The organism is Marinobacter shengliensis (assembly GCF_003007715.1).
GTDB classification, from domain to species: Bacteria; Pseudomonadota; Gammaproteobacteria; order Pseudomonadales; family Oleiphilaceae; genus Marinobacter; species Marinobacter shengliensis.
The window spans coordinates 74,794-96,721 of the sequence record NZ_PXNO01000025.1; the positions used below are offsets into that span (position 1 = coordinate 74,794).

Below are 21,928 nucleotides of genomic sequence, written 5' to 3' on the forward strand. Positions count from 1 at the left end.
GTAAAGTGACGGCTATCCGGGCACATCAGATCTGCATGATTTCTACCAGCACGGTTTTCACGATAAAGCCGACAACACCGGCGCCCAGCACGGTAAACAGGGCAATGGTGCCGAACTTTCCGGCCTGGGATTTTTTGGCCAGATCCCAAACGATGAAACCCATCCAGACAATAAGGCCCGTCAGAAACACCAGCATGGCGATCTGGGAGAAGACTGCTTCGTTCATGGTTACTCCGATATCAACAGGTACGGTTACTGTTCATCCCGCAGGAAAACCCAATTGTTTTTATCGGATTGGTCTTCGCTGAAATAATAGCCTTCAAGGTTAAAGCCCTTGAGGTCGTCGGCCTGGGTAATCTGGTTCTGGATAGCGTAGCGGCACATCAGGCCCCGGGCTTTCTTGGCATAGAAGCTGATCATCTTGTACTGGCCGTTTTTCCAGTCCTTGAACTGGGGCGTAATCAGGCGGCCGTCGAGCTGCTTCTTTTGCACACTCTTGAAGTACTCGTTGGAGGCAAGGTTAACCAGCACCTGGTCGTCTTGCGCCAGCAATTCGTTCAGGGCTTCGGTAATCTTGCTGCCCCAGAAAGCGTAAAGGTCTTTGCCTCGCTGGTTCTCGAACCTGGTGCCCATCTCCAGGCGGTATGGCTGCATCAGGTCCAGCGGCTTGAGCAGGCCGTACAGGCCGGAAAGCATGCGCAGATGCTTCTGGGCGAAGGCGAAATCCTGTTCAGAGAAACTTTCGGCGTCCAGCCCGGTATAGACATCGCCCTTGAAGGCCAGGATCGCCTGGCGGGCATTGTCCGGTGTAAAGGGGGTGTGCCAGGTGCGGAACCGGTCGGCGTTGAGTTGGCCGAGTTTGTCGCTGATGCTCATCAGGTTACTGACCTGATGCGGCTCCAGTTCCTTGAGCTGGTCGATCAGCTCGCAGGCATCGTCCAGAAAATCCGGTTGAGTGTAGGTTTCCGTCGCCAACGGACTGTCGTAGTCGAGGGTCTTGGCGGGGGAGATGATCATCAGCATATCAGCGGATCCTCATTGCAGAAACGTGAGTAACTGGTCCCTGGTGAACGGCCAGTCCAGCTCCGCGCCGGTGTCGTTACGGCGCAGCACCGGAATGCGTGTGCCGTACCGCTCAACCAGTTCTTCAGACTGGGCTATGTCTACCACATCCACAGGGATCGGCTCCGGCATGGGTGTGCTGACCAAAAGCGCTTCTGCCAGCTCGCACAAATGACACTGGGAAGTGGTGTAAAACAGGAGTTCCATTATTTCTTCGGCTGCGCGTCGATTTGCTGGCCGTTGATACCCTGGCTGTCTTTGCCCATCAGGTACAGGTACACCGGCATCAGTTCTTCCGGAGCCGGGTTCTGGTTCGGGTTTTCCGCCGGATAAGCCAGCACTCTCATATTGGTACGGGTAGCACCAGGGTTCAGACTGTTTACCCGGATGTTGTGGCGGTTGTCATCCAGTTCATCCGCCAGCAACTGGCTCAGGCCTTCAACCGCAAATTTCGATACCGCGTAGGCGCCCCAGTAAGCCCGGGCCTGGCGACCAACGCCAGACGAGGTAAAAATCATGGAAGCATCATCGGATTTGCGCAGCAGGGGAATCATCGCCCGGCTGAGTAAAAACGGGGCAGTGGCATTTACCTGCATCACCTTGTTCCAGATTTCAGGATCATAAAGCTCTACCGGGCTGCGGGAGCCCAGAATGCCTGCGTTATGCAGCAATCCGTCAAGCCGGCCGAAGTTCTCTTCCAGGGTCATCGCCAGTTCTTCGTATTCCTTGACCGCCGCACCCTCGAAGTTCATCGGCACGATGGCCGGTTGCGGGTGCCCGGCAGCTTCAATTTCATCGTAAACCTCTTCCAGCTTGCCTACGGTGCGGCCAACCAGGATAACGGTGGCGCCATGGGCAGCATAGGTTTTGGCAGCGGCGCGGCCGATGCCGCTACCGGCTCCGGTTACCATGACAATGCGGTCTTTCAGAAGATCGGCGGGTGCCTGGTAATCTTGCATAACCTGTCTCCGTGTTCAGGCGGTTACTGGCCAGCTTGGGGCCGGTGATGAAAATGAATTGGCCGCTATTGTAACAGCTTTGCCAGGTCGCTGACCGTATCGACAATGATATCGGCTTGCCACAGGTCAACCGATTCCGGTTGCTCAATGTAGCCATAGCGAACGGCGATGGTGCGCATACCCGCGTTCCGGCCTGCTTCGATGTCCCGTTCGTGGTCACCCACGTAGACTGCCAGTTTCGGCTCTGCGCCAATCTCCCGGCACGCCAGGAAAAGTGATTCAGGGTGAGGTTTGCGCTCGGTCACATGGTCCGGGCAAATCAGCGTGGCGCATCGTTCTGCAAGCCCGAGGGCTTCGATCAGGGGAATGGCAAACCGGGCGGGCTTGTTGGTGACAATGCCCCAGGGAATAGACCGGCTTTCCAGATCACGCAGCAACTCGTCCATGCCTTCGAACAGTGTGGTTTCGATGGCGACACCGGCTTCATACAGGTCCAGAAACGCCGTGTGCTTTTCCAGGTAATCCGGGTGTTCCGGCTCCAGGCCAAAGCCGACCCGGATCATCGCCCGGGCGCCGTTAGATACCGAACGCCGGATATGCTCCGCCGGCAAGGGCGCCAGCTCGTGCTGTTGCCGCAGCATATTCAGGCAGCGGATAAAATCCGGGGCGGTATCAATCAGCGTGCCGTCCAGATCGAACAGCACGGCTGAAGGGAGAGCGTCAGTCTTCACGAATATCCCGCGCGTGCATCAGGTAGTTGACGTCGACATCCCGGCCCAGTTTGTACACCTTGGTCAGCGGGTTGTAGGTCATGCCAGTGAGTTCCTGGACTTCCAGGCCGGCATGACGCAGGTAGTCGGACATCTCCGAAGGCCGGATGAACTTTTTCCACTCATGGGTGCCCTTGGGCAGCATGTTGAGTACGTATTCGGCGCCCACAATGGCAAACAGGAACGACTTCGGGTTACGGTTGATGGTGGAGACAAACATGTGGCCACCGGGGCGCAACATGGCGGCGCAGGCACGGATAACCGAAGCGGGGTCCGGCACATGCTCCAGCATTTCCAGGCAGGTGACCGCGTCATACTGGCCCGCATGTTGCGGATCACGCGCCAGCTCTTCGACGGTGGTTTGCCGGTAATCAACATTCACGCCCGATTCCAGGCCATGCAGTTTTGCCACTGACAAGGGCGCTTCACCCATATCGATTCCGGTTACATGGGCGCCACGCAGGGCCATGCCTTCCGACAACAGGCCACCGCCGCAACCGACGTCCAGCACCTTTTTGCCGGCCAGGGCTACCCGCTCGTCAATGTAATTCAACCGCAGGGGATTGATGTCGTGCAGCGGTTTAAACTCGCTGGTGGGGTCCCACCAACGGCTGGCCAGGGCCTCAAACTTGGCAATCTCGTTCTGGTCTACGTTCTGGTTGCTCATGGTGCTACACCTGGGTGAAAAGGTTAACTGAGAATCTGTTGCCGCCATTCACCGACCCGAAGCATCAGGTCAGGCACATCGATACGGGTCAGGCGACCGTCCTGTAATTGAGGTACGCCGTGAATCCAGCTGTGGCTTACTGCCCGTCCATGGTTGCTGTAAACCAGGTGGGATGCCGGGTCGTAGACCGGCTGCAGGAAGGGATCGCTCAGGTCCACGGCAATCAGGTCTGCCAGCTTGCCGGCCACCAGGGAACCCAATTCCTGTTCCCGTCCAAGCGCTCGGGCGCCGTTCAGGGTGGCCATTTCCAGCGCCCGGTGGGCGGACAATGCCGAGGCATCCCCAGCCACTACCTTGGCGACCATGGCGGCGGTTTTCAGTTCACCGAACAGGTCCAGGTCGTTGTTACTGGCGGCGCCATCCGTGCCGATGGTGACATTGATACCGTGGTCCATCAGTTTCTGCACCGGGCACAGGCCGCTGGCCAGTTTCAGGTTTGATTCCGGGCAGTGCACGATGTGGGCGCCGGAGTGCGCCAGTTGTTCCATGTCGGAATCGTCAATCTGGGTCATGTGTACACACTGGGTGTTCCTGCCAAGAACTCCCAGTTCCGCCATCCGGGTGACAGGTCGCTTGCCTGAAGCTTTCACTGCCTCATCAACTTCAAAGGCAGTCTCGTGCAGGTGCAACTGGATCGCCGCGCCCGTTTTCTCCGCCAGGTTGACGGCGTCTTTCAGTGGCTGGTCAGAAACCGTGTAGGGGGCATGGGGGCCAATCGCCGGCATGATGTAGTCGTCACCCTGCCATTGTTCGATCAGGGCCGCCCCTTTACGCAGGTACTCGTCCGGCCCGGAACCCCAGACCGTGGGCATATCCATCAGCGGAAAGCAGACCTGGGCACGCATACCAGCATCGTGGGCCACCTGGGCAGTCACTTCCGGAAAGAAGTACATGTCGGAGAAGGTGGTGGTGCCGGTGCGCAGCATTTCCGCCATCGCCAGCCGCGTGCCGTCCAGCACAAACGGCTCGCTGACGAATTTGCCTTCGGCGGGCCAGATGTGGTCGTTCAGCCATGTCATCAGCGGCAGGTCGTCTGCCAGGCCCCGGAACAGAGACATGGCGGTGTGGCCGTGCAGGTTGATGAGCCCGGGCAGGACCACATGCCGGTCAAGGTTGACGGTCTCGCGGGTGCGGTATTTCAGGTCTGCCTCTGATTGCGACAGCACATCTGCAATGCGGCAGCCCTGCAGGATCACCGCCTGGTGCTCCAGCACAATGCCGAAGGGTTCTACGGGAATCAGCCAGCGGGCATTGATTCGAATATCGGCTGCGGTGATGGTGTCTGCCGTCATTAACCTGCCTTTGTGTTGAGGGGCTTGGCCAAGCCCTGAAATTCAGCTGCAAAGTATAACCAGCTGCCGATGGCAGAACTACCCCGACGGCAAGGTCATGCCTTGCCAGAAGGGCATTGATGCTCAAACCGGGCAGGCAAACGGGCGCCTTGGCGTTATACTGGCGGCTTTCAGCCACCGGAATGGAGTTGACTATGGCAAAACACACCGCCAATCGATCGATGGGCACCGTGGCCCTGCGCTGGCATGGCGATAGCCTCGAGTTGCTGGACCAACGCCTGCTGCCTGCAGAAGAGCATTGGATTAAAGCGGAAGGCGCTTCCGGTGTCGCCCAGTGCATTACTGATATGGTGGTGCGCGGAGCCCCTGCGATCGGCATCAGTGCCGCCTATGGTGTTGCCCTGGCCGCCAGGCACGCGGGCGCAGGCGATTGGCGGGCAGAGGTGCACAAGGCCATTGACGAGCTGGCGCAATCCAGGCCAACGGCGGTTAACCTGTTCTGGGCTCTTGAGCGCATGAAAGGCGTGTTTGAGCGCTGTGAATCCCTGACCGAAGCCACCCATCAGCTGGCCGTCGAGGCAGTGCGCATTCATGAGGAAGATCTGGCGGCGAACCTTGCCATGGCGGATCATGCGCTGGAAGTCATGGCGCCTGAAAAGGCCATGTCGGTGCTGACGCACTGCAACACCGGTGCCCTGGCAACCGGCGGCTATGGCACGGCACTCGGCGTGATACGCCGGTTGCACGAGGAAAAGCTGCTGAGCCGGGTGTACGCGGACGAAACCCGGCCCTGGTTGCAGGGCAGCAGGCTGACAGCGTGGGAACTCACCCGCGACAAGATTCCGGTCACCCTGAACGCCGATGGTGCAGCGGCGGCCATCATGGCGTCCGGCAGAGTTAAGTGGGTGATCGTTGGGGCCGACCGGATTACCGCCAATGGCGATGTGGCGAACAAGATAGGTACATACAATCTGGCCGTTCTGGCCCGCCATCACAAGGTCGGTTTCATGGTGGTGGCACCCTCCAGCACAGTGGATATGGCGCTGGAGTCCGGCCAGGATATTCCTATCGAAGAACGTGATGGCATCGAGGTTCGGGAAATTCGGGGAATTCCGCTGGCACCGGCTGGCGTGGAGGTGTTCAACCCGGTGTTTGATGTGACGCCAGCCAGCCTGATCGATGCGATTGTCACGGAAAAAGGCGCTGTCAGGAATCCGAACATCACCGGTATGCGTGCATTATTTGCCTGAGGGCGCTTTTTTCTCTGTAGGTCCGGAGGGCTGCAGGCTTGCCTTCAGTTCCTCCATCTCGGCTTCCTGCTGTTCGATAAAGTGCATCGACATTTCGAAACTGTGCCGGGTGAACTCCAATACCTTACGGAACCCCTCGTCCGAGAGATTGCGGGCGTCATCGTGGCGTCGGAAAATGTTGATAAATTCCCTTTCCCGCTCGAACTGCAGGGGAATTCGGCCGATGCCCCAATCGTTCAGAATCTGCCAGACCTCCGGATTATAGTTCCGGGTGGTGCGCATGATGAACGGAATAGGATCGTTCCTGGCGATCAACGCCGCCAGACGCAAGATGAGCTCGAAAGAAAGGGTGGATGTGCCGTTTTCGATAGCCTCAAGCAGGGACTTATCCTTGAGGTTAAGCGCCTCGCTCATCTCAGACAGGGTTAGGCCGGCCACCTCCCGGATGTCTTTCAGGGACTGGCCGGCAGCGAGCATGGTTCGCAGCTGGTCCTGGGAATTGACCAGGGCCCGCCCGACCCGCAATGAGGTATCGGTGGCCCGGGCACCCAGGCGGAGTGCCGAGCCGGTAAAGCCCACAATGCGATCGATAATGCCGTCGGAGGTTTTATTCCGGCCGCTGGGCGCCTCAATGCTCTCCACCTGCTCCATGGAACGCATGGCATGCAGGGCGTCCAGCAGCATGTCCTGCAGTACGCGGGCCCGTTGGCTGCTTTCCGGTTGATCCTTCGTTGCCCGGTCAGCCATAGCGATTATCTGGCGTCAGCCTTGGCGGCAAATTGCGCTGGCTTAAGGATAGACGCGGTACGCTGATCAAGCTCGAGCAGGTCGGCCATGATATGACCGCCTTCCCGGATCACGAAGTCCAGCTCTTCATCAGTGCTGTCGAGATCTGCGGCCTGTTCGTCCTGCCATTGTTCCAGCTCATCCAGGGTCTTGAACGGCTCTTCTCCGCGCAGTTCCCGACGTGCGTTGGCAATGGTCAGCCGAGTTCTCTCAATCTGTTCGTGGTGTGCCTTGCGTTCATCCATATTGAGGCTGACGTAGGTCATTTCACGTTGCTTGGTCAGGAACTCAATTTCCTGCTCCAGCAGGCTGAATTCGGGGCTGGCCGAGAAACGGGCTTCATGGCGCCTGCGCAGTTCGTCAATAACACCGCTGAAATCAAAGTACCGGGTGTGGGGCACGGCTTCGATCTGGTCCCAGGGCAGGGCATGATCCAGCGCGTCTTCGCCAATTCGCGACGTGTCGACCCGTGACGGAATCTCGATATCCGGAATGACACCCTTATGTTGGGTAGAACCACCAGACACCCGATAGAACTTGGATTGGGTGATCTTCAGCTGGCCGTGGTTCAGTGGCCGCACGGCTTGAACCGTACCCTTGCCGAACGTCTGAGAGCCCACCACCAGGCCACGGCCGTAATCCTGAATGGCGCCGGCAAAGATCTCCGAGGCCGAGGCACTCATGCGATTCACCAAAACCACCAGGGGGCCGTCGTAGGCAACCGAGGGGTCTTCGTCGTTAAGAATCTGCACATCATTATTGGCGTTACGAATCTGCACGGTGGGGCCCTTGTCGATAAACAGGCCTACCAGGTCATTGGCCTCATGCAGGGCACCGCCGCCGTTGTTGCGGAGGTCCATGACCACACCATCCACACCCTGTTCTTTGAGGTCATCCAGCAGCCTGCGAACGTCCCGCGTGGTGCTCTTGTAATTGGGGTCGCCAGCCTGCATGGCCTGGAAATCGGCGTAGAAGGTCGGAATGGTGATCACGCCAACCCGGTAGGTTTCGCCGGAACGGTCCAGCTCAATGATGTCCTTGCTGGCGCTCTGTTCTTCCAGTTTGACTTCATCGCGGCTGATGGCAATAGAGCGGGTAACGCTCTCGTCAGCGGCGTTGGCCGGAATCACTTCCAGGGTGACGGTGGAGTTTCGGGGGCCACGAATCAAGTCAACCACTTCATCCAGGCGCCAGCCAATCACGTTGACAGGTCTTTCGCCCTCCTGGGCGACAGACACGATACGGTCTGCCGTTTGCAGTTGGCCCTGCTTGGCGGCGGGGCCACCCGGCACCAGGCGAACCACTTTGGTGTATTCGTTGTCGGATTGCAGGACCGCACCGATACCCTCAAGTGACAGGCTCATGTTGATGTTGAAGTTTTCAGAGGTGCGCGGTGAGAAATAGGACGTGTGTGGGTCCCACATGCCGGCAAAGGCATTCATGTACGCCTGAAACGCATCCTCGCTGCGGGCCTGATAGGCGCGCTTGAGCTGACCTTCATACCGGCGGCGCAGATTGTCTTTGATGGTGTCGTCTTCCGTGCCGTTGAGGCGCTGGGCCAGTACGGCATTTTTGATTCTTTTGATCCAAAGGGCATCCAGGGCTTCCTGGTCTGGCTCCCAGTCGGCCTTGGAGCGATCCACCCGAATGCGCTCATCGGTGTTGAAATCGAGCTCATCCAGGCCGTTATCAATAATGTTCAGGGCAAACTGAAGCCGCTCGATGATGCGCTGCTGAACGAGGTTGTAAATTTCGAAACCTGGCTGAAGCTGGCCTGTTTTCAGGGCGGAACCGAGCCGGGACTTAGCCTTGGCGAGCAGGTCGATATCCTGTTGGGACAGATAGATGCGCTGGCCATCCAGGTATTTCAGGTACGCATCGAATACATCGCCAGACAGCTCATCACTGATGCCGAGATTACGGAAATGTGTGAATTGCAGTTGGCGAGCAATCAGGATGTTGGCCCGGGCCTGGTCAATGGTCGGGGCTACGGGCTGATAAACCGCTGTATCGTCAATCTTTGCCTGCGCGACGGACATCCCGGACATCAACAACGAGAGAGTCATTGCCGTGCATGCACCCACCCTCCTGGCTCTGGATGGCTTGGCGTGACGCTGCATGAGTTTTTCTGCAATGGTCATAAATGCATACCTGACGATACTGGGCGGCTGAACAATTGGATTTCAGCCTAACATGTTCAGATGCCGTTGACTGCGACGACGGCTCTGACCCGTAATGAATTTATTGTAGGCAACCGCTACACCTGTTGCCATAGGCCATGGGTATCGCTTCGTGACAATATGTCCATATACGTTGCTGCCTATCTTTTCAGATTGGGGCAGGTTGCAGGAAGTAAAGAGGAGGGGGCGTAAAATGGCCGGAGGAGGAATCCCTCCGGCCGGCTGGGTCAGGCGAAGGACTCGTTGTTTTCTGCCTTTTGCAGAAGCAGTGCTGGTGGCGTGAAGCGCTCACCATACTGGTCCGCCAGCTGCTGCGCCCGTTCAGCGAAAGCGCGAACCCCATACTGGTTGACGAACTGGATGGCACCGCCCGTCCAGGGGGCGTAGCCGATGCCGAAGATGCTGCCAATGTTGGCATCTTCGACGGTTCTCAGCACGCCTTCCTCGAGACAACGGATGCTCTCGATCGCCTGCATGAACAGAATGCGGTCTTTCAGGTCCTGCAGCTGGACGCTGCGAGCCTTGGCCTGGTCTACGAACAGGTTCTCCAGTTCCGGCCACAGGTACTTTTTACCTTTCTCCGGGTACTCGTAGAAACCGGCACCGGCGGCTTTGCCCTTGCGACCGTGGGTGTCGACCATGGCATCGATGACAGCTTCGGCCGGGTGTGGCTGCCAGGTGCCGCCGGCGGCTTCGGTGTCTTTCTTGCTCTGCGCGCGGATGTGCTGCATCAGCGTCATGCTGACTTCGTCGGAGATGGCCAGTGGCCCCACCGGCATGCCGGCCAGAAGCCCTGCATTCTCGATACTTGAGGGATGAATGCCTTCAGCCAGCATACTGATGCCTTCGTTCACGAACGTACCGAACACTCGGGAGGTGAAGAAGCCGCGGCTGTCGTTCACCACGATGGGGATCTTGCCGATTTGCTGCACGTAGTCGAACGCCCGAGCCAGGGTGTCATCGGAGGTTTTCTCGCCAACGATGATTTCCACCAGCTGCATTTTGTCCACCGGGGAGAAAAAGTGCAGACCGATGAAGTTGTCCGGCTTGGCAGAAGCCTTGGCCAACTGGGTAATGGGAATGGTGGAGGTGTTGGAGGCAAAGATGCCGTTGGCCACCATTTTCGGCTCGGCTTCCTGGGTTACCTTGGCTTTGAGATCGCTGTCTTCGAACACGGCTTCGATGATCAGATCGCAACCTTCCAGGTCGTCGGCGGAACCCGTGGCTTTAATGCGGGCCAGCACCTCGTCTTTCTGGGCTTCGGTCATGCGGCCGCGACTGACTTTCTTCGCCAGCAGGTTCTCGGAGTAGTTTTTGCCCTTCTCGGCGTTTTCAACGGAAACATCTTTCAGAACCACCTCAATGCCGCGGCTGGCGGTGGAGTAGGCGATGCCGGCACCCATCATGCCGGCACCCAGTACCCCGACTTTCTTGAAGGTTTCCGGGGCGACACCGTCCGGGCGGCTACCACCGGCCTTGATGGCGTTGAGCTGGAACCAGAAGGTGCCGGTCATGTTCTTGGCCACCTGACCGGTGGCCAGCTCGGCAAAGTAACGGGTTTCAATCAGACTGCCGTTGTCGAAGTCCACCTGGGCGCCTTCCACGGCGGCGGCCAGAATCCGCTCAGGGGCAGGGTAACAGCCCTTGGTTTTTTGCTTGAGCATCGCGGGTGCGATGGCCAGCTTCTGCGCCATGGCAGGATGGTGCGGGGCGCCGCCGGGGAATCGGAAGCCTTTCTGGTCCCAGGGCTGCTGGCACTTGGGGTTGGCTTCGATGAAGGCCCGGGCCTTGGCGATCATGTCTTCCGGTGAGCTGGCCAGCTCATTCACGATTCCGGCTTTCAGGGCCGCTTTGGGATTCACCTTCTTTCCTTCCATCAGGAACGGGAAGGCGGCTTCCAGGCCGATCATCCGGGGCAGGCGCTGGGTACCGCCACCGCCGGGCAGCAGACCGAGGGTGACTTCCGGTAAGCCCAACTGGGTGCGGTCGTCATCAATGGCGACGCGATAGTGGCAGGCCAGGGCGAGTTCCAGGCCACCACCCAGAGCGGTGCCGTTGATGGCAGCCACCACGGGTTTGCCACAGGTTTCCAGCACCCGCATGTCGGCTTTCAGGCCGTTGACCATATCTTCGAATTCTTTGGCCTGCTCGCGGGTGACTTTGTACAGTTCGTTCAGGTCGCCGCCGGCGAAGAAGGTCTTCTTGGCGGAGGCGAGAATGATACCTTTGATGTTGTCCAGGTCACCTTTGACTTTATTGACGGTGTCGGTCAGGGCGGTCCGAAATTCGCCATTCATGGTATTGGCGGACTGGCCTGGCATGTCGATGGTCAGGGTCAGAATCTGGTCTGAACCCAGGTCGTATTGGATGGCACTCATGGTCGGTTCCTTTTTTTTGAAAGTGGTGTTCAGACGCGCTCGATGATGGTGGCAATGCCCATGCCGCCGCCCACACACAGGGTGGCCAGGCCGTAGCGCAGTTCACGGCGCTCCAGCTCATCCATCAAAGTGCCGAGGATGATGGCGCCGGTAGCACCCAGCGGGTGGCCCATGGCGATGGCGCCGCCGTTTACATTCACTTTCTCGTCCGGAACGGACAGTTCTCTCTGGAAGCGCATCACCACCGAGGCGAAGGCTTCGTTCACTTCAAACAGGTCGATCTGGTCCACCGTCATACCGGCTTTCTCCAGCGCCTTGCGGGCGGCGGGGGCAGGGCCGGTGAGCATGATGGTGGGGTCGGTGCTGGTAACCGCAGTGGCGACAATGCGGGCGCGGGGCTTCAGGCCCAGTTCTTTGCCTTTGGCTTCGCTGCCGATCAGCATGGCGGTGGCGCCGTCGACAATGCCGGAGGAATTGCCGGCGTGGTGCACGTGATTGATCTTCTCTACGTAGTGATACTTCTCTCGGGCGACGCCATCAAAGCCCATTTCGCCCATCATCTGGAACGAGGGCTTGAGGCCGGCCAGGGATTCGACGGTGGTGTTACCGCGTACATGCTCGTCCCGGTCCAGGATGACCACGCCGTTCTGGTCAGTGACTGGCACAATGGATTTCGCAAAGTAGCCCTTCTCCCAGGCGCTGGCCGCTTTTTGCTGGGATTTTACGGCAAAGCCATCGACATCTTCGCGACTGAAGCCTTCCAGAGTGGCGATCAGATCGGCACCGATGCCCTGGGGCATGAAACCGGTGTGCAGGTTGGTTTCCGGGTCGGTTGCCCAGGCGCCGCCATCGGAGCCCATCGGAACGCGAGACATCGCCTCGACACCACCGGCAACCACCATGTCTTCCCAGCCGGAACGCACTTTCATGGCAGCCAGGTTAACGGCTTCCAGGCCGGAGGCGCAGAAACGGTTCAAGGTGACGCCGGCCACTTTTTCGTCCCAGTCGGCTGCGAGTGCGGCAGTTTTGGCGATATCCGCGCCCTGATCGCCCACGGCGGTGACACAACCCATCACGATGTCGTCTACCTGGGCGGTATCGAGCTGGTTACGCTCCTGCAGGGCCTTGAGCACGGTGGTCAGCAGGGAGATGGGTTTGACGCTGTGCAAAGATCCGTCTTTCTTTCCGCGGCCGCGTGGCGTGCGGACGGCATCGAAGATGTACGCCTCGGTTGTCATGGTTGTTCCTCTGTTGATTGTTTTCCGGGCACATTAGATTCAGAGCAGTAACCATAGCGGTTACTCGCTGCGCTGGGTAATGACAGGCGCTGCCAATCCCATTGGCTAAATTGCTCAGTCACAATGACAGCAGGCGGTTCGCCTTCTATGTTGAAGAGTAGATCATCAGCAAGCAGGCATAGGTGTGGTTATGTCACTGAGAGACGCGATCGACAACTTCTACGAACGGCTGGTGCTGGACGCCATTGATGCCACTCGGCAGGAAACGGACACGGCGGATTACCTGACAGACGTGATGTGTGTGGCTTTGAACCGGTTGCCCGCCCGCTACTATCGGCACACGATTGATATGATGTTTTATCTGGCGGATGAAGAGTTGAAAGAGATGAAACAAAAATCCCTGGCCGCGGTGAAGCAGGCCAGGGATTTTGTCAGTGAGCACCAGCGGGACTGAGTTCAGTCTGACGCAAGCATGGCATCCAACGCCCGGTTCAGACGGTCGGCATTTTCCTGCGTTACATCATCGCCGCCAGGCTGGCTGCACCACAGGGCCACCAGTCGTTCCAGCTCTTTGAGCGGCGTTTCGGTCTCGCCATTACCAAGCCCCTCTGCCAGCCTCTGAACCTGAATTTCCATCCGGCGCTGCTGGTCCTGTTCCGGAGTGGCTGCGCCCGCCAGAATTTCGGCCCGTATGGCCAGATCTCTGCCAGCTAATCGGTCGGTCCCGTTGCACAATTTGGCCCAATGGGACGGCAGGGCCTCGTCGGCCAGGCGTCCCTGGGCCTTGTCGGTGATCAGCGTTTTCCAGGACTCGAGAGTATTGGCCATTGCTCTGGCCTGGGTAATCCTGTCCAGCCGTTGCCGCAGCTGTTGAACCCGTTCTTTAACCTCACCCGAAAGTGCGCCGCCGGCAATCTGCTTTACCGCACCCCGGGCTTCACTCAGCACGGCGTCATCGGCTTCTGCGCCCAGGTGTTGGTATTGGGCCAGCACGGCCTGTGCGGCCTGGTCCGCCTCTTCTGCCGCCTGCTGACGTGCTGAACGCTGGGCATCCCGGCGCGCAAAAATCTGGTCACAGGCTTTGCGGAATGCCTGCCACATTTTGCGATCTTCCCGGTGGCGGGTAATGCCGATGGCTTTCCATTCGGTTTGCAGTGCCTTCGCCTGCTCCATGGCTTCCTGCAGGGGTTCGTGCTCGATCAGTGCCCTTGCGCGGTCAACAATGGTCTGTTTCAGGGCTTCGTTCTTCAGGCGTTCATCGTCAAGAGGACGTTCCAGTTGTTTGAGAAGCTCGTCGAAACGCTTCTGAATCAGGCGATTGTCTTTGAAATCCACTGGCCAGGCGCTTTTCCATTCCTGGCGGGCGGTTTGGTGAATGCGCTCGGCCGCCTTCCAGTCGATGGCCGACCAGTCCGCATTGGCCAGGAAATGCTCCAGTTGGTCACAGATCGCTTCCCGCGTGTGCAGATTGGCCTGTTTCAGGTCCGATTTTGCCTCAAAGTAGGCTTTGCAGGGCTCGTAAGCTGTATCGGACGCCGCTTTGAAACGACTCCAGAGCGACCGGTCGGATGAGCCACCCAGGTCGCGCCATTCGTTCTGCAGTTCTTTGATGCGCTCGGCTTTGATCTCCGGCTCAATGGGCTGATCCGCCAGGTGCTCCATCTGTTCACACAGGGCGAGTTGTTTGGGTTCTGTCGCAAACCCTTGCCAGTCGCTCAGCTCCCGGAACTGGCCGGTGAGCAGTTGCATCCTGGCCTGAAGTTGTTTGCGCTGACGACCGTCCAATTGTTGGAACTGGTTCTGGGCGAGCTTGAGCAGCTGCTTGGATTCTTTGAACTGCTTGGCCTCGAGGGCCGATTCCAGCATCGGAAGGGTGTTGTGCAGTGCCTCGGCGGCGGCTTTCTGCTCGTCCCGATTGCCGCCGGACGGCTTTGCTGGTCGTGGTTTGCCTGCCAGTTTGCGAACCGGCGCAAGCTCTGCTGGCTGGGGGAAGGCTGATGGCCACTCAATCTCCTTCAGCAACTCCTGGGCTTTTTGACGATGGCCATCGTCAGCCTCTTCAGTACCTGCTACCTGTGTTAGTTCTGAGAGAGTGTCCCTGGCCTGTGTAAACCGTCGAACCGCACTGAGATAGTTGCGCAGTGCCAGCATTCGCGATTCGTAATCTTTTTGCTCCTGCTTCTCTACCTGGGTATCCCGGGTTGCTTCCAGCCATCGGTTTTCCTGGGTCTTCTGCAGGGCATCCAGGGCGGATAGGGAGGGCAGGGTGCTGGATTCCTGGGAAGTCAGGTCGCTCAAGGTCTGCTCAAGCAGGGCCAGTGTCTCTGAGCGTTGAAGCGCCTGTTCCCGGTGGCGTGCCTCTTCCTGCCGCGCCTGTTCCATCTGTTTCAGGCGCTCCCGGCACTGGTGCACGGCTTCCAGAAACTGCTGGGATTGCTCTGCTGTGGCGCTTGACTGGACCTCACTCCAGTTATCCTGCAATGCTTCCAGCCGCGCCTGATAGAGTTTAAGGTCTTCACTGCTGGCCTGATCTTTAGCCTGGCCGATCAGGGTTTTGATTCTATGGCGAACGGCGGCTTCGGCAGCTTGCTGTTCCTTCAGGCTTTGAAGGCTCTGCTTGACGGTCTGGTAAACACTTTTGTCCCGGCCCTTGGCCTGTTTCTGGACTTGCTGTAGCTGGATCTCATCTTTGAGAGCGGCGGCAGCTTCAAGCCGGATGGCTGCAGTCAACCCGTCAATCGCCAATGTGGCCAGTTGGGCCTGGTCCGGGTTGCTTCCGAGTTGTTGTTCCTGCTGTTTTTTCAGGAGTTGCCTGGTTTCTTCCTGTGAGGGTTGACTGGGCTCAGATTTTGCCGGTGTCCGGGGTGCGGTTGCCGGGTTGGCCTTGCGAGACTTGAACAGTTTCTGAATGAATGCAGCCATACAAAGGTATCCTTCGGGATTGAAACCAGTCAGCAGTGGCGGCAAAGTGGGCCGCCACCGTTCATCGGCTCACAGGCGTGGGCCGGGTAGTTGAAAGAATCGGCCGCTAGTCTAGCGTTTTGGATGCATTTGCGGGAAGGGGCTTTATGGCAAAACACGAAAAAGATCAGGACCCGGAATACAAAGCCCGCTCTGCGGCACTGCGCCTGCTCGCCCGCAGAGAACACAGTCGTTACGAGCTGGCATTAAAACTGCGGCAACGGCGTATTGAAGGCGATCTGATTGATACTGTTCTCGACGAGTATGAGCGCGAAGGCTGGCTGAGCGATCAGCGCTTTGCCGATGTGTATGCCCGGCAGAGAATGGACCTTGGCTATGGGCCCTTGAGGATTCTGGCAGAGCTGCAACAGCGGGGCGTTCATCTCACTCCGGAATGTCTCGATGAAGTCTCAGAGGAAGACTGGTGCCAGCGGGCTGTTCGCTTGCGTGCCAAACGTTACGGTCTGGGGCGGCTGGATGACGATTTGCCGGAGAAGCTACGGCAGTCACGATTCCTGAGTCGCAGAGGTTTCTCCGCGACCCAGGTAGAGCGCGCGCTGGAAGCACGTGAGGAAGAATGGGGCGATGAGTTCTCGTGGTGAGTCTGGAGGAGCACCTGCCCACTTACAGAGTGGGCGGAATCATCCCCAGTTCCGGCGGCAAGGCTGCCCGCAAATCCGGTCCCGACGTCTCGGGTGATTCTGTCTGTGCGGCTGTTTCTTCAGACTGCCGATCAAGCCATACCAGTACCTGATCTGCGTCAGGCTTGGGTTGGTCGGGTTCGGTGATGCGGGTCAGTACATCGTAATACCGGCGAATGTTCTGAACGTACACCACCGGTTCGTGGCCACGGGCATAGCCAAAGCGGGTTTTGGTGTACCACTCTTTCTGGGCTAGCAGCGGCAGAAACTCTTTAACATCCATCCAGCGATCCGGATTTCTTCCGGCGGATTCCGTCAACCTTCTCGCATCTTCCAGGTGGCCGAACCCGACATTGTAAGATGCCAGGGCGAACCAGGTGCGGTCAGGCTCCGGAATACGCTCGGGGATCTTGGCGTGCACCATCTTGAAATAGCGGGCGCCACCTTCAATGCTCTCTTCAGGATCAAGGCGGTTGTTGATGCCGATGTAGCTGGCGGTGGTGCGGGTGAGCATCATCAAGCCCCGAACCCCGGTGGGTGACACTGCGTTCGGGCGCCAGTGGGATTCCTGGTAACCGATCGCAGCCAGCAGTCGCCAGTCGAGATCAATGTCTCTTGCGTAGTCCTGGAACAGCGACTGGTACTTCGGCAGGCGATTTTCCACGTGGTGCATGAATGTGCGCGCGCCCACATAGTTCAAACGGTCGAGGTGGCCGTAAAAGCGTTCTGCCAGTTGGGCCATCGAGCCATTGCCCCTGGCCTGCTCCAGAAAATCCTTGGCAGCGTTTGCCAGCGTTTCGTCCTGGGCGATCGGGAACAGCCACACCAGGTCTCTGGGCTCACCCAGAGCAAACCCTTCCTTGACCATGGGAAAGTAGACATGGTTCAGGTCCAGCTCATTCGATGAAACGGCAGCGTAGGCAATTTCTCCGGTTTCAACCCTCGCCAGCAGTCCCGCAGCGTCCAGCCCAGGATGGATGTGCCGGTGAACCTGGGCACTTTCCGGGTCATCGGCAATCAGGTGCTCATGGTTGCTGTCAGCGAGCAGGTGCAGGGTTTCACCGCCAAGGTCGGCCAGTGAGGCTGGACGGGGGAAGTCACGGTTATAAACCACAACCGATTGCGCCTTCACGCCGATGGGAACTGCGCGATACCTGCTTTCAAAATCGGGTTGCTCTGCCAGGCCGGCGAGGCCGATGTGGGCGTAGTTACGCGAGAGTACGGAGAGAATCTCGGTGTTGTCTTCGGCCACCCGCACACGCAGTTCCACCCCGAGTTCTTCAGCGAACCGGCTGGCAAGCTCATAATCGTATCCGGTTGGTGCGTCTCGACCCTCGTAATAAATAGAAGGCGCTACGCGGGTAATCACGTGAAGCACACCCACGTCCCTGACCTCCTGGAGCGTGGTCGGGCGAGAACATCCGGTCGCGGACAATGCTGTGGTCAACACTAACGCCAGCGGAAAACTGGTACTGCGAAGATGCCTGAAAAATCGCGACAAATCCCTGATCTCCATATAGCTCAATGTTCAGGAGGTTGTGACCGGGTCACTGTTTTTCCTGTTTTATGATGCCTGAGGCTTTCCATGCTCCTGACCAATGATCCCCTGAGACTTCAGCGGGGTCAATCAAACTGATTAATTACTGTGCAAAACAATGTTAATTGTACAGCCGCTAAAGAACCTACCTTGCGCTGTATCCTGCGTTCGGTTTCAAGTATCATGGCGGCCTTTCAGACGTCCCCCGATTCGCGCGATACAGGTTGATATCATGCTTGAACTTCGCGGCGCTCCCGCGCTCTCGCCTTTCCGTTCCAGAAAGCTGCACTCCCGGATTCAGCAACTTGTTCCTGATGTGGAGCATGTATACGCAGAATTCATGCACTTTGTGGATCTTGATGCTGACCTTTCCGATGCGGAACAGGCAATACTTGATCGCCTTCTGACCTACGGGCCCAGCGTTGAACTGGAGCAGCCAGATGGTGTTCTGTTCCTGGTGGTCCCGCGCCCGGGAACACTCTCTCCGTGGTCCAGTAAGGCTACCGATATCGCTCGCAACTGTGGCCTGCGACAGATTCGCAGAATTGAACGCGGTATCGCTTACTACGTCCGCTCCTCCAGCAAGCTTGGCCTCGAACAGCGAGAAAAAATTGCAACCTTGCTGCATGACCGGATGACCCAGAAAGTATTCCATGAGACGGGTGGCGCCGAGTTGCTGTTCAGTCATGACGAGCCCCGGCCCCTCGGCCGGGTGCCGGTGCTGGCCGGTGGCCGGGGTGCTTTGGTTGAGGCAAACGGGCGCCTCGGCCTTGCCCTGGCCGACGACGAGATCGATTACCTGGTAACGGCGTTCACCGACCTTGAGCGTGATCCGACGGACGTCGAGCTGATGATGTTTGCCCAGGCAAACTCGGAGCATTGCCGCCACAAGATCTTTAACGCCTCCTGGGATATTGATGGCGAAGGCCAGGAAAAATCCCTGTTTGCAATGATCAAGAACACCTTCGAGATGAACAGCGAAGGTGTGCTCTCTGCCTATAAGGACAACGCTGCAGTTATTACTGGTAGCGAGGCGGGCCGTTTCTTCCCGGCACCGGAAACCGGTGTTTACAGTTATAACCGGGAGCCGGTGCATATTCTGATGAAGGTGGAAACCCATAACCACCCGACTGCTATCTCACCCTTTGCCGGCGCCGCAACAGGCTCCGGTGGCGAGATCCGCGATGAAGGTGCGACCGGTCGTGGTTCCAAGCCCAAGGCGGGCCTTGCAGGCTTTACCGTTTCCAACCTTAATATTCCGGGCGACGAGCAGCCTTGGGAGTTTGGTTATGGCAAGCCGGACCGGATCGCCTCGCCGCTGGATATCATGATTGAAGGTCCCATCGGTGGTGCCGCTTTCAATAACGAGTTTGGCCGGCCCAACCTGGCGGGTTACTTCCGGACCTTTGAAGAGAAGGTTCCCGGTGCGGCGGGTGAAGAAGTGCGTGGTTACCACAAGCCCATCATGATTGCCGGCGGCCTGGGTAACATTCGCGAGAATCACGTCGAGAAGGGCAATATCCCGGTCGGCGCCAAACTGATCGTGCTGGGCGGCCCTTCCATGTTGATCGGACTTGGAGGTGGCGCTGCGTCCTCCATGGATTCCGGTTCCAGCAATGAGAATCTGGATTTTGCGTCGGTTCAACGGGACAACCCGGAGATGGAACGCCGTTGCCAGGAAGTGATTGACCGTTGCTGGCAGATGGGGGAAGACAACCCGATTTGCTTCATCCACGATGTGGGCGCGGGCGGTCTCTCCAACGCCATGCCTGAACTGGTCAAAGATGGGGGCCGGGGCGGCAAATTCGAATTGCGTGACATCCCGAGTGACGAGCCGGGCATGTCACCCCTGGAAATCTGGTGTAACGAATCCCAGGAACGCTACGTGATGGCCGTGGCACCGGAAAATCTGGACTTGTTCGATGCCCTTTGCCGCCGTGAGCGCTGTCCTTATGCCGTGATCGGTGAAGCTACCGAAGCGCACCACCTGGAACTGGGTGACTCCTATTTTGATGACAAGCCTGTCGACCTGCCAATGGAAGTGTTGTTTGGCAAACCGCCGAGAATGCATCGCAGTGTTGCGCGTTCGTCGTTTACCAAACCGATCTTCGATTCCACCAAGATCGATTTGCACGACGCCATTCGTCGCGTACTCCGCTTGCCGTCGGTGGGCTCCAAGAGCTTCCTGATTACTATCGGTGACCGAACCATCACCGGGCTGGTCGCCCGTGATCAGATGGTTGGGCCCTGGCAGGTGCCGGTCAGCGATGTGGCGGTTACTGCGGCATCCTTTGACGTACGCACCGGTGAGGCTATGGCCATGGGCGAGCGCACGCCGCTGGCGGTGATTGACGCTCCGGCTTCAGGCCGAATGGCCGTAGGTGAAGTGATTACCAACCTGGCGGCGGCGGCAATCGGTAAGCTCTCTGACATTCGTTTATCGGCTAACTGGATGGCCGCGGCTGGTCACCCGGGTGAAGACGAGAACCTGTACGAGACCGTAAAAGCGGTTGGCATGGAATTGTGTCCGGACCTGGGTATTACCATCCCGGTGGGTAAAGATTCCATGTCGATGAAAACCACCTGGGAAGAGGACAACGGTGAGCAGAAGAGTGTTACCGCACCGCTGTCTCTGATTGTCAGTGGTTTTGCGCCCGTAACCGACGTTGCCCGTACACTTACTCCGCAGTTGCGATCGGATGCCGGTGAAACAGACCTTATTCTGATTGACCTGGCCGCCGGCCAGAATCGCCTTGGTGGCTCTGCACTGGCGCAGGTGTACCGTCAGGTTGGCGCGGTAGCGCCTGACCTGGATGATCCGGAAGATATCAAGGCTTTCTTTGCAGTCGTGCAGGGCTTGAACGCCGACGGCAAGCTGCTGGCTTACCATGACCGCTCAGACGGTGGTCTGTTTGTCACGCTGGCGGAAATGGCGTTTGCAGGCCGGACAGGTCTGGACATCAAGCTGGATGGTCTTGCCGAAGACAGCTCCCAGTTTGCCCGTGAGCTCTTCAACGAAGAACTGGGCGCTGTGATCCAGGTTCGCCGTGACGACACCAGCTTTGTCCTGCAGCAGTTCTCGGCCGCCGGCCTGGGCGACCATACAAGCGTTGTGGGCACACTGAATGACAAGGACCGCGTGCGCCTGACATTCGGTGGTGACACCGTGGTGGATGAATCCCGTACCGAGCTGCAGCGTCTGTGGGCGGAAACCAGTTACCGTATCCAGTCGCTGCGGGATAACGCGGACTGCGCCCAGGAAGAGTTCGACAACCTGCTGGACGAGAACGATCCGGGCTTGAGTGTTGAGCTTAGTTACGACATCAATGAAGATATTGCTGCGCCGTATATCAGTACCGGTGCACGCCCGAAGGTTGCGGTGCTTCGGGAGCAGGGCGTTAACGGCCAGGTTGAAATGGCTGCAGCGTTTGATCGGGCTGGTTTCGAGGCAGTCGACGTCCATATGAGCGATCTGCTGTCCGGTCGCATTACGCTCGAGACATTCCAGAGCCTGGTTGCCTGTGGTGGTTTCTCCTACGGCGATGTTCTGGGCGCCGGTGAGGGTTGGGCCAAGTCCATTCTGTTCAATGATCGGGTGCGAGATCAGTTTGCTGCCTTCTTCAACCGTCAGGACACTCTCGCGTTGGGCGTTTGCAATGGTTGCCAGATGCTTTCCAACTTGCATGAACTGATTCCGGGAAGCGAAGGTTGGCCGCGTTTTGTACGTAACCAGTCCGAACAGTTTGAGGCCCGCCTGGTCATGGTGGAGGTGGCGCAGTCACCGTCTGCGTTCCTTGATGGCATGGCCGGTTCTCGCATGCCGATTGCCGTTGCCCATGGTGAGGGTCGAGTGGAGTTTGCCTCTGGTAATTCGGCTCAGTCCCTTGCAGACAGCGAGTTGGTGTCCATGCGGTATGTGGACAACCGGGGCCAGCAGACCGCGCGGTATCCGTACAACCCCAACGGTTCAGAGGCTGGCATTACTGGTGTTACTTCCCGGGATGGCCGGGTGACCATCATGATGCCGCACCCAGAGCGTGTTTTCCGGGCGGTGCAGCACTCCTGGCGGCCAGATGGCTGGCAGGAAGATGGTCCCTGGATCCGCATGTTCAGGAATGCGAGGCGCTGGCTTGGCTGATTAAGCCAG

17 protein-coding genes are annotated in these 21,928 nt (G+C 58.3%); 4 read left to right on the top strand and 13 right to left on the bottom strand.

The genetic code is table 11. From position 1 onward, the window contains the following. Positions 1–25: 25 nt before the first annotated feature. From C7H10_RS13135 to C7H10_RS13165, 7 genes are all read right to left on the bottom strand, one after another. Positions 26–226, bottom strand: a complete 201-nt coding sequence (locus C7H10_RS13135; RefSeq protein ID WP_058090221.1) for a DUF2788 domain-containing protein — start codon at positions 224–226, stop codon at positions 26–28. Between the two features lie 26 nt (positions 227–252). Continuing rightward, positions 253–1,023, bottom strand: coding sequence for a peroxide stress protein YaaA (gene yaaA / locus C7H10_RS13140; protein WP_106695255.1), 771 nt, complete (start codon positions 1,021–1,023; stop codon positions 253–255). Between the two features lie 12 nt (positions 1,024–1,035). Beyond that, entirely contained in the window at positions 1,036–1,269 is a 234-nt protein-coding gene (locus C7H10_RS13145; protein WP_058090219.1) for a glutaredoxin family protein, read from the bottom strand. After that, the gene (locus tag C7H10_RS13150; RefSeq protein WP_106695256.1) at positions 1,269–2,021 is read right to left on the bottom strand and encodes a YciK family oxidoreductase; all 753 of its coding nucleotides are present in this window, start codon (positions 2,019–2,021) and stop codon (positions 1,269–1,271) included. The genes C7H10_RS13145 and C7H10_RS13150 overlap by 1 nt, the downstream gene beginning before the upstream one ends. A gap of 65 nt (positions 2,022–2,086) precedes the next feature. Next, complete coding sequence (locus tag C7H10_RS13155) at positions 2,087–2,752, bottom strand: HAD family hydrolase (RefSeq protein ID WP_106695257.1); 666 nt, start codon at positions 2,750–2,752, stop codon at positions 2,087–2,089. After that, a complete protein-coding gene (gene ubiG, locus C7H10_RS13160) occupies positions 2,742–3,458 on the bottom strand; it encodes a bifunctional 2-polyprenyl-6-hydroxyphenol methylase/3-demethylubiquinol 3-O-methyltransferase UbiG (RefSeq protein WP_106695258.1) in 717 nt (238 codons plus the stop codon). The genes C7H10_RS13155 and ubiG overlap by 11 nt, the downstream gene beginning before the upstream one ends. A gap of 23 nt (positions 3,459–3,481) precedes the next feature. Continuing rightward, on the bottom strand, positions 3,482–4,810 hold the full coding sequence (locus C7H10_RS13165; RefSeq protein ID WP_106695259.1) for a TRZ/ATZ family hydrolase: 1,329 nt from the start codon (positions 4,808–4,810) through the stop codon (positions 3,482–3,484). Positions 4,811–5,004: 194 nt separating this feature from the next. Between C7H10_RS13165 and mtnA the strand changes: the two genes are divergently transcribed. Next, positions 5,005–6,060 carry an S-methyl-5-thioribose-1-phosphate isomerase gene (mtnA, locus tag C7H10_RS13170; RefSeq protein ID WP_106695260.1) on the top strand — a complete coding sequence of 352 codons (1,056 nt, stop codon included), beginning with the start codon at positions 5,005–5,007 and terminating at the stop codon, positions 6,058–6,060. Here mtnA and C7H10_RS13175 read toward each other — a convergent pair. The 4 genes from C7H10_RS13175 to C7H10_RS13190 all read right to left on the bottom strand — a co-directional run bounded on the left by C7H10_RS13175 (position 6,049) and on the right by C7H10_RS13190 (position 12,642). Next, positions 6,049–6,807 carry a helix-turn-helix domain-containing protein gene (locus tag C7H10_RS13175; RefSeq protein WP_106695261.1) on the bottom strand — a complete coding sequence of 253 codons (759 nt, stop codon included), beginning with the start codon at positions 6,805–6,807 and terminating at the stop codon, positions 6,049–6,051. The genes mtnA and C7H10_RS13175 overlap by 12 nt on opposite strands. A 5-nt stretch (positions 6,808–6,812) precedes the next feature. Then, complete coding sequence (locus C7H10_RS13180) at positions 6,813–8,987, bottom strand: carboxy terminal-processing peptidase (RefSeq protein WP_106695262.1); 2,175 nt, start codon at positions 8,985–8,987, stop codon at positions 6,813–6,815. A 266-nt stretch (positions 8,988–9,253) separates the two neighbouring features. After that, a complete protein-coding gene (locus C7H10_RS13185; protein ID WP_106695263.1) occupies positions 9,254–11,404 on the bottom strand; it encodes a 3-hydroxyacyl-CoA dehydrogenase NAD-binding domain-containing protein in 2,151 nt (716 codons plus the stop codon). Positions 11,405–11,433: 29 nt separating this feature from the next. Continuing rightward, on the bottom strand, positions 11,434–12,642 hold the full coding sequence (locus C7H10_RS13190) for an acetyl-CoA C-acetyltransferase (protein WP_106695264.1): 1,209 nt from the start codon (positions 12,640–12,642) through the stop codon (positions 11,434–11,436). Between the two features lie 190 nt (positions 12,643–12,832). Here C7H10_RS13190 and C7H10_RS13195 point away from each other — a divergent pair, with 190 nt between their 5' ends. Beyond that, the gene (locus C7H10_RS13195; protein ID WP_058090209.1) at positions 12,833–13,096 is read left to right on the top strand and encodes a late competence development ComFB family protein; all 264 of its coding nucleotides are present in this window, start codon (positions 12,833–12,835) and stop codon (positions 13,094–13,096) included. Between the two features lie 2 nt (positions 13,097–13,098). Here the strand turns inward: C7H10_RS13195 and C7H10_RS13200 are convergent, their stop codons facing one another. After that, positions 13,099–15,564, bottom strand: coding sequence for a DUF349 domain-containing protein (locus C7H10_RS13200; RefSeq protein WP_106695265.1), 2,466 nt, complete (start codon positions 15,562–15,564; stop codon positions 13,099–13,101). A gap of 146 nt (positions 15,565–15,710) precedes the next feature. Between C7H10_RS13200 and C7H10_RS13205 the strand changes: the two genes are divergently transcribed. Continuing rightward, positions 15,711–16,205, top strand: a complete 495-nt coding sequence (locus C7H10_RS13205; protein ID WP_106695266.1) for a regulatory protein RecX — start codon at positions 15,711–15,713, stop codon at positions 16,203–16,205. Between the two features lie 22 nt (positions 16,206–16,227). On the opposite strand, the gene mltF is transcribed toward C7H10_RS13205, so the two are convergent. Then, positions 16,228–17,760 carry a membrane-bound lytic murein transglycosylase MltF gene (mltF, locus tag C7H10_RS13210; protein WP_106695273.1) on the bottom strand — a complete coding sequence of 511 codons (1,533 nt, stop codon included), beginning with the start codon at positions 17,758–17,760 and terminating at the stop codon, positions 16,228–16,230. A 253-nt stretch (positions 17,761–18,013) separates the two neighbouring features. Here mltF and purL point away from each other — a divergent pair, with 253 nt between their 5' ends. Next, positions 18,014–21,919 carry a phosphoribosylformylglycinamidine synthase gene (purL, locus tag C7H10_RS13215; protein WP_106695267.1) on the top strand — a complete coding sequence of 1,302 codons (3,906 nt, stop codon included), beginning with the start codon at positions 18,014–18,016 and terminating at the stop codon, positions 21,917–21,919. Positions 21,920–21,928 lie beyond the last annotated feature (9 nt).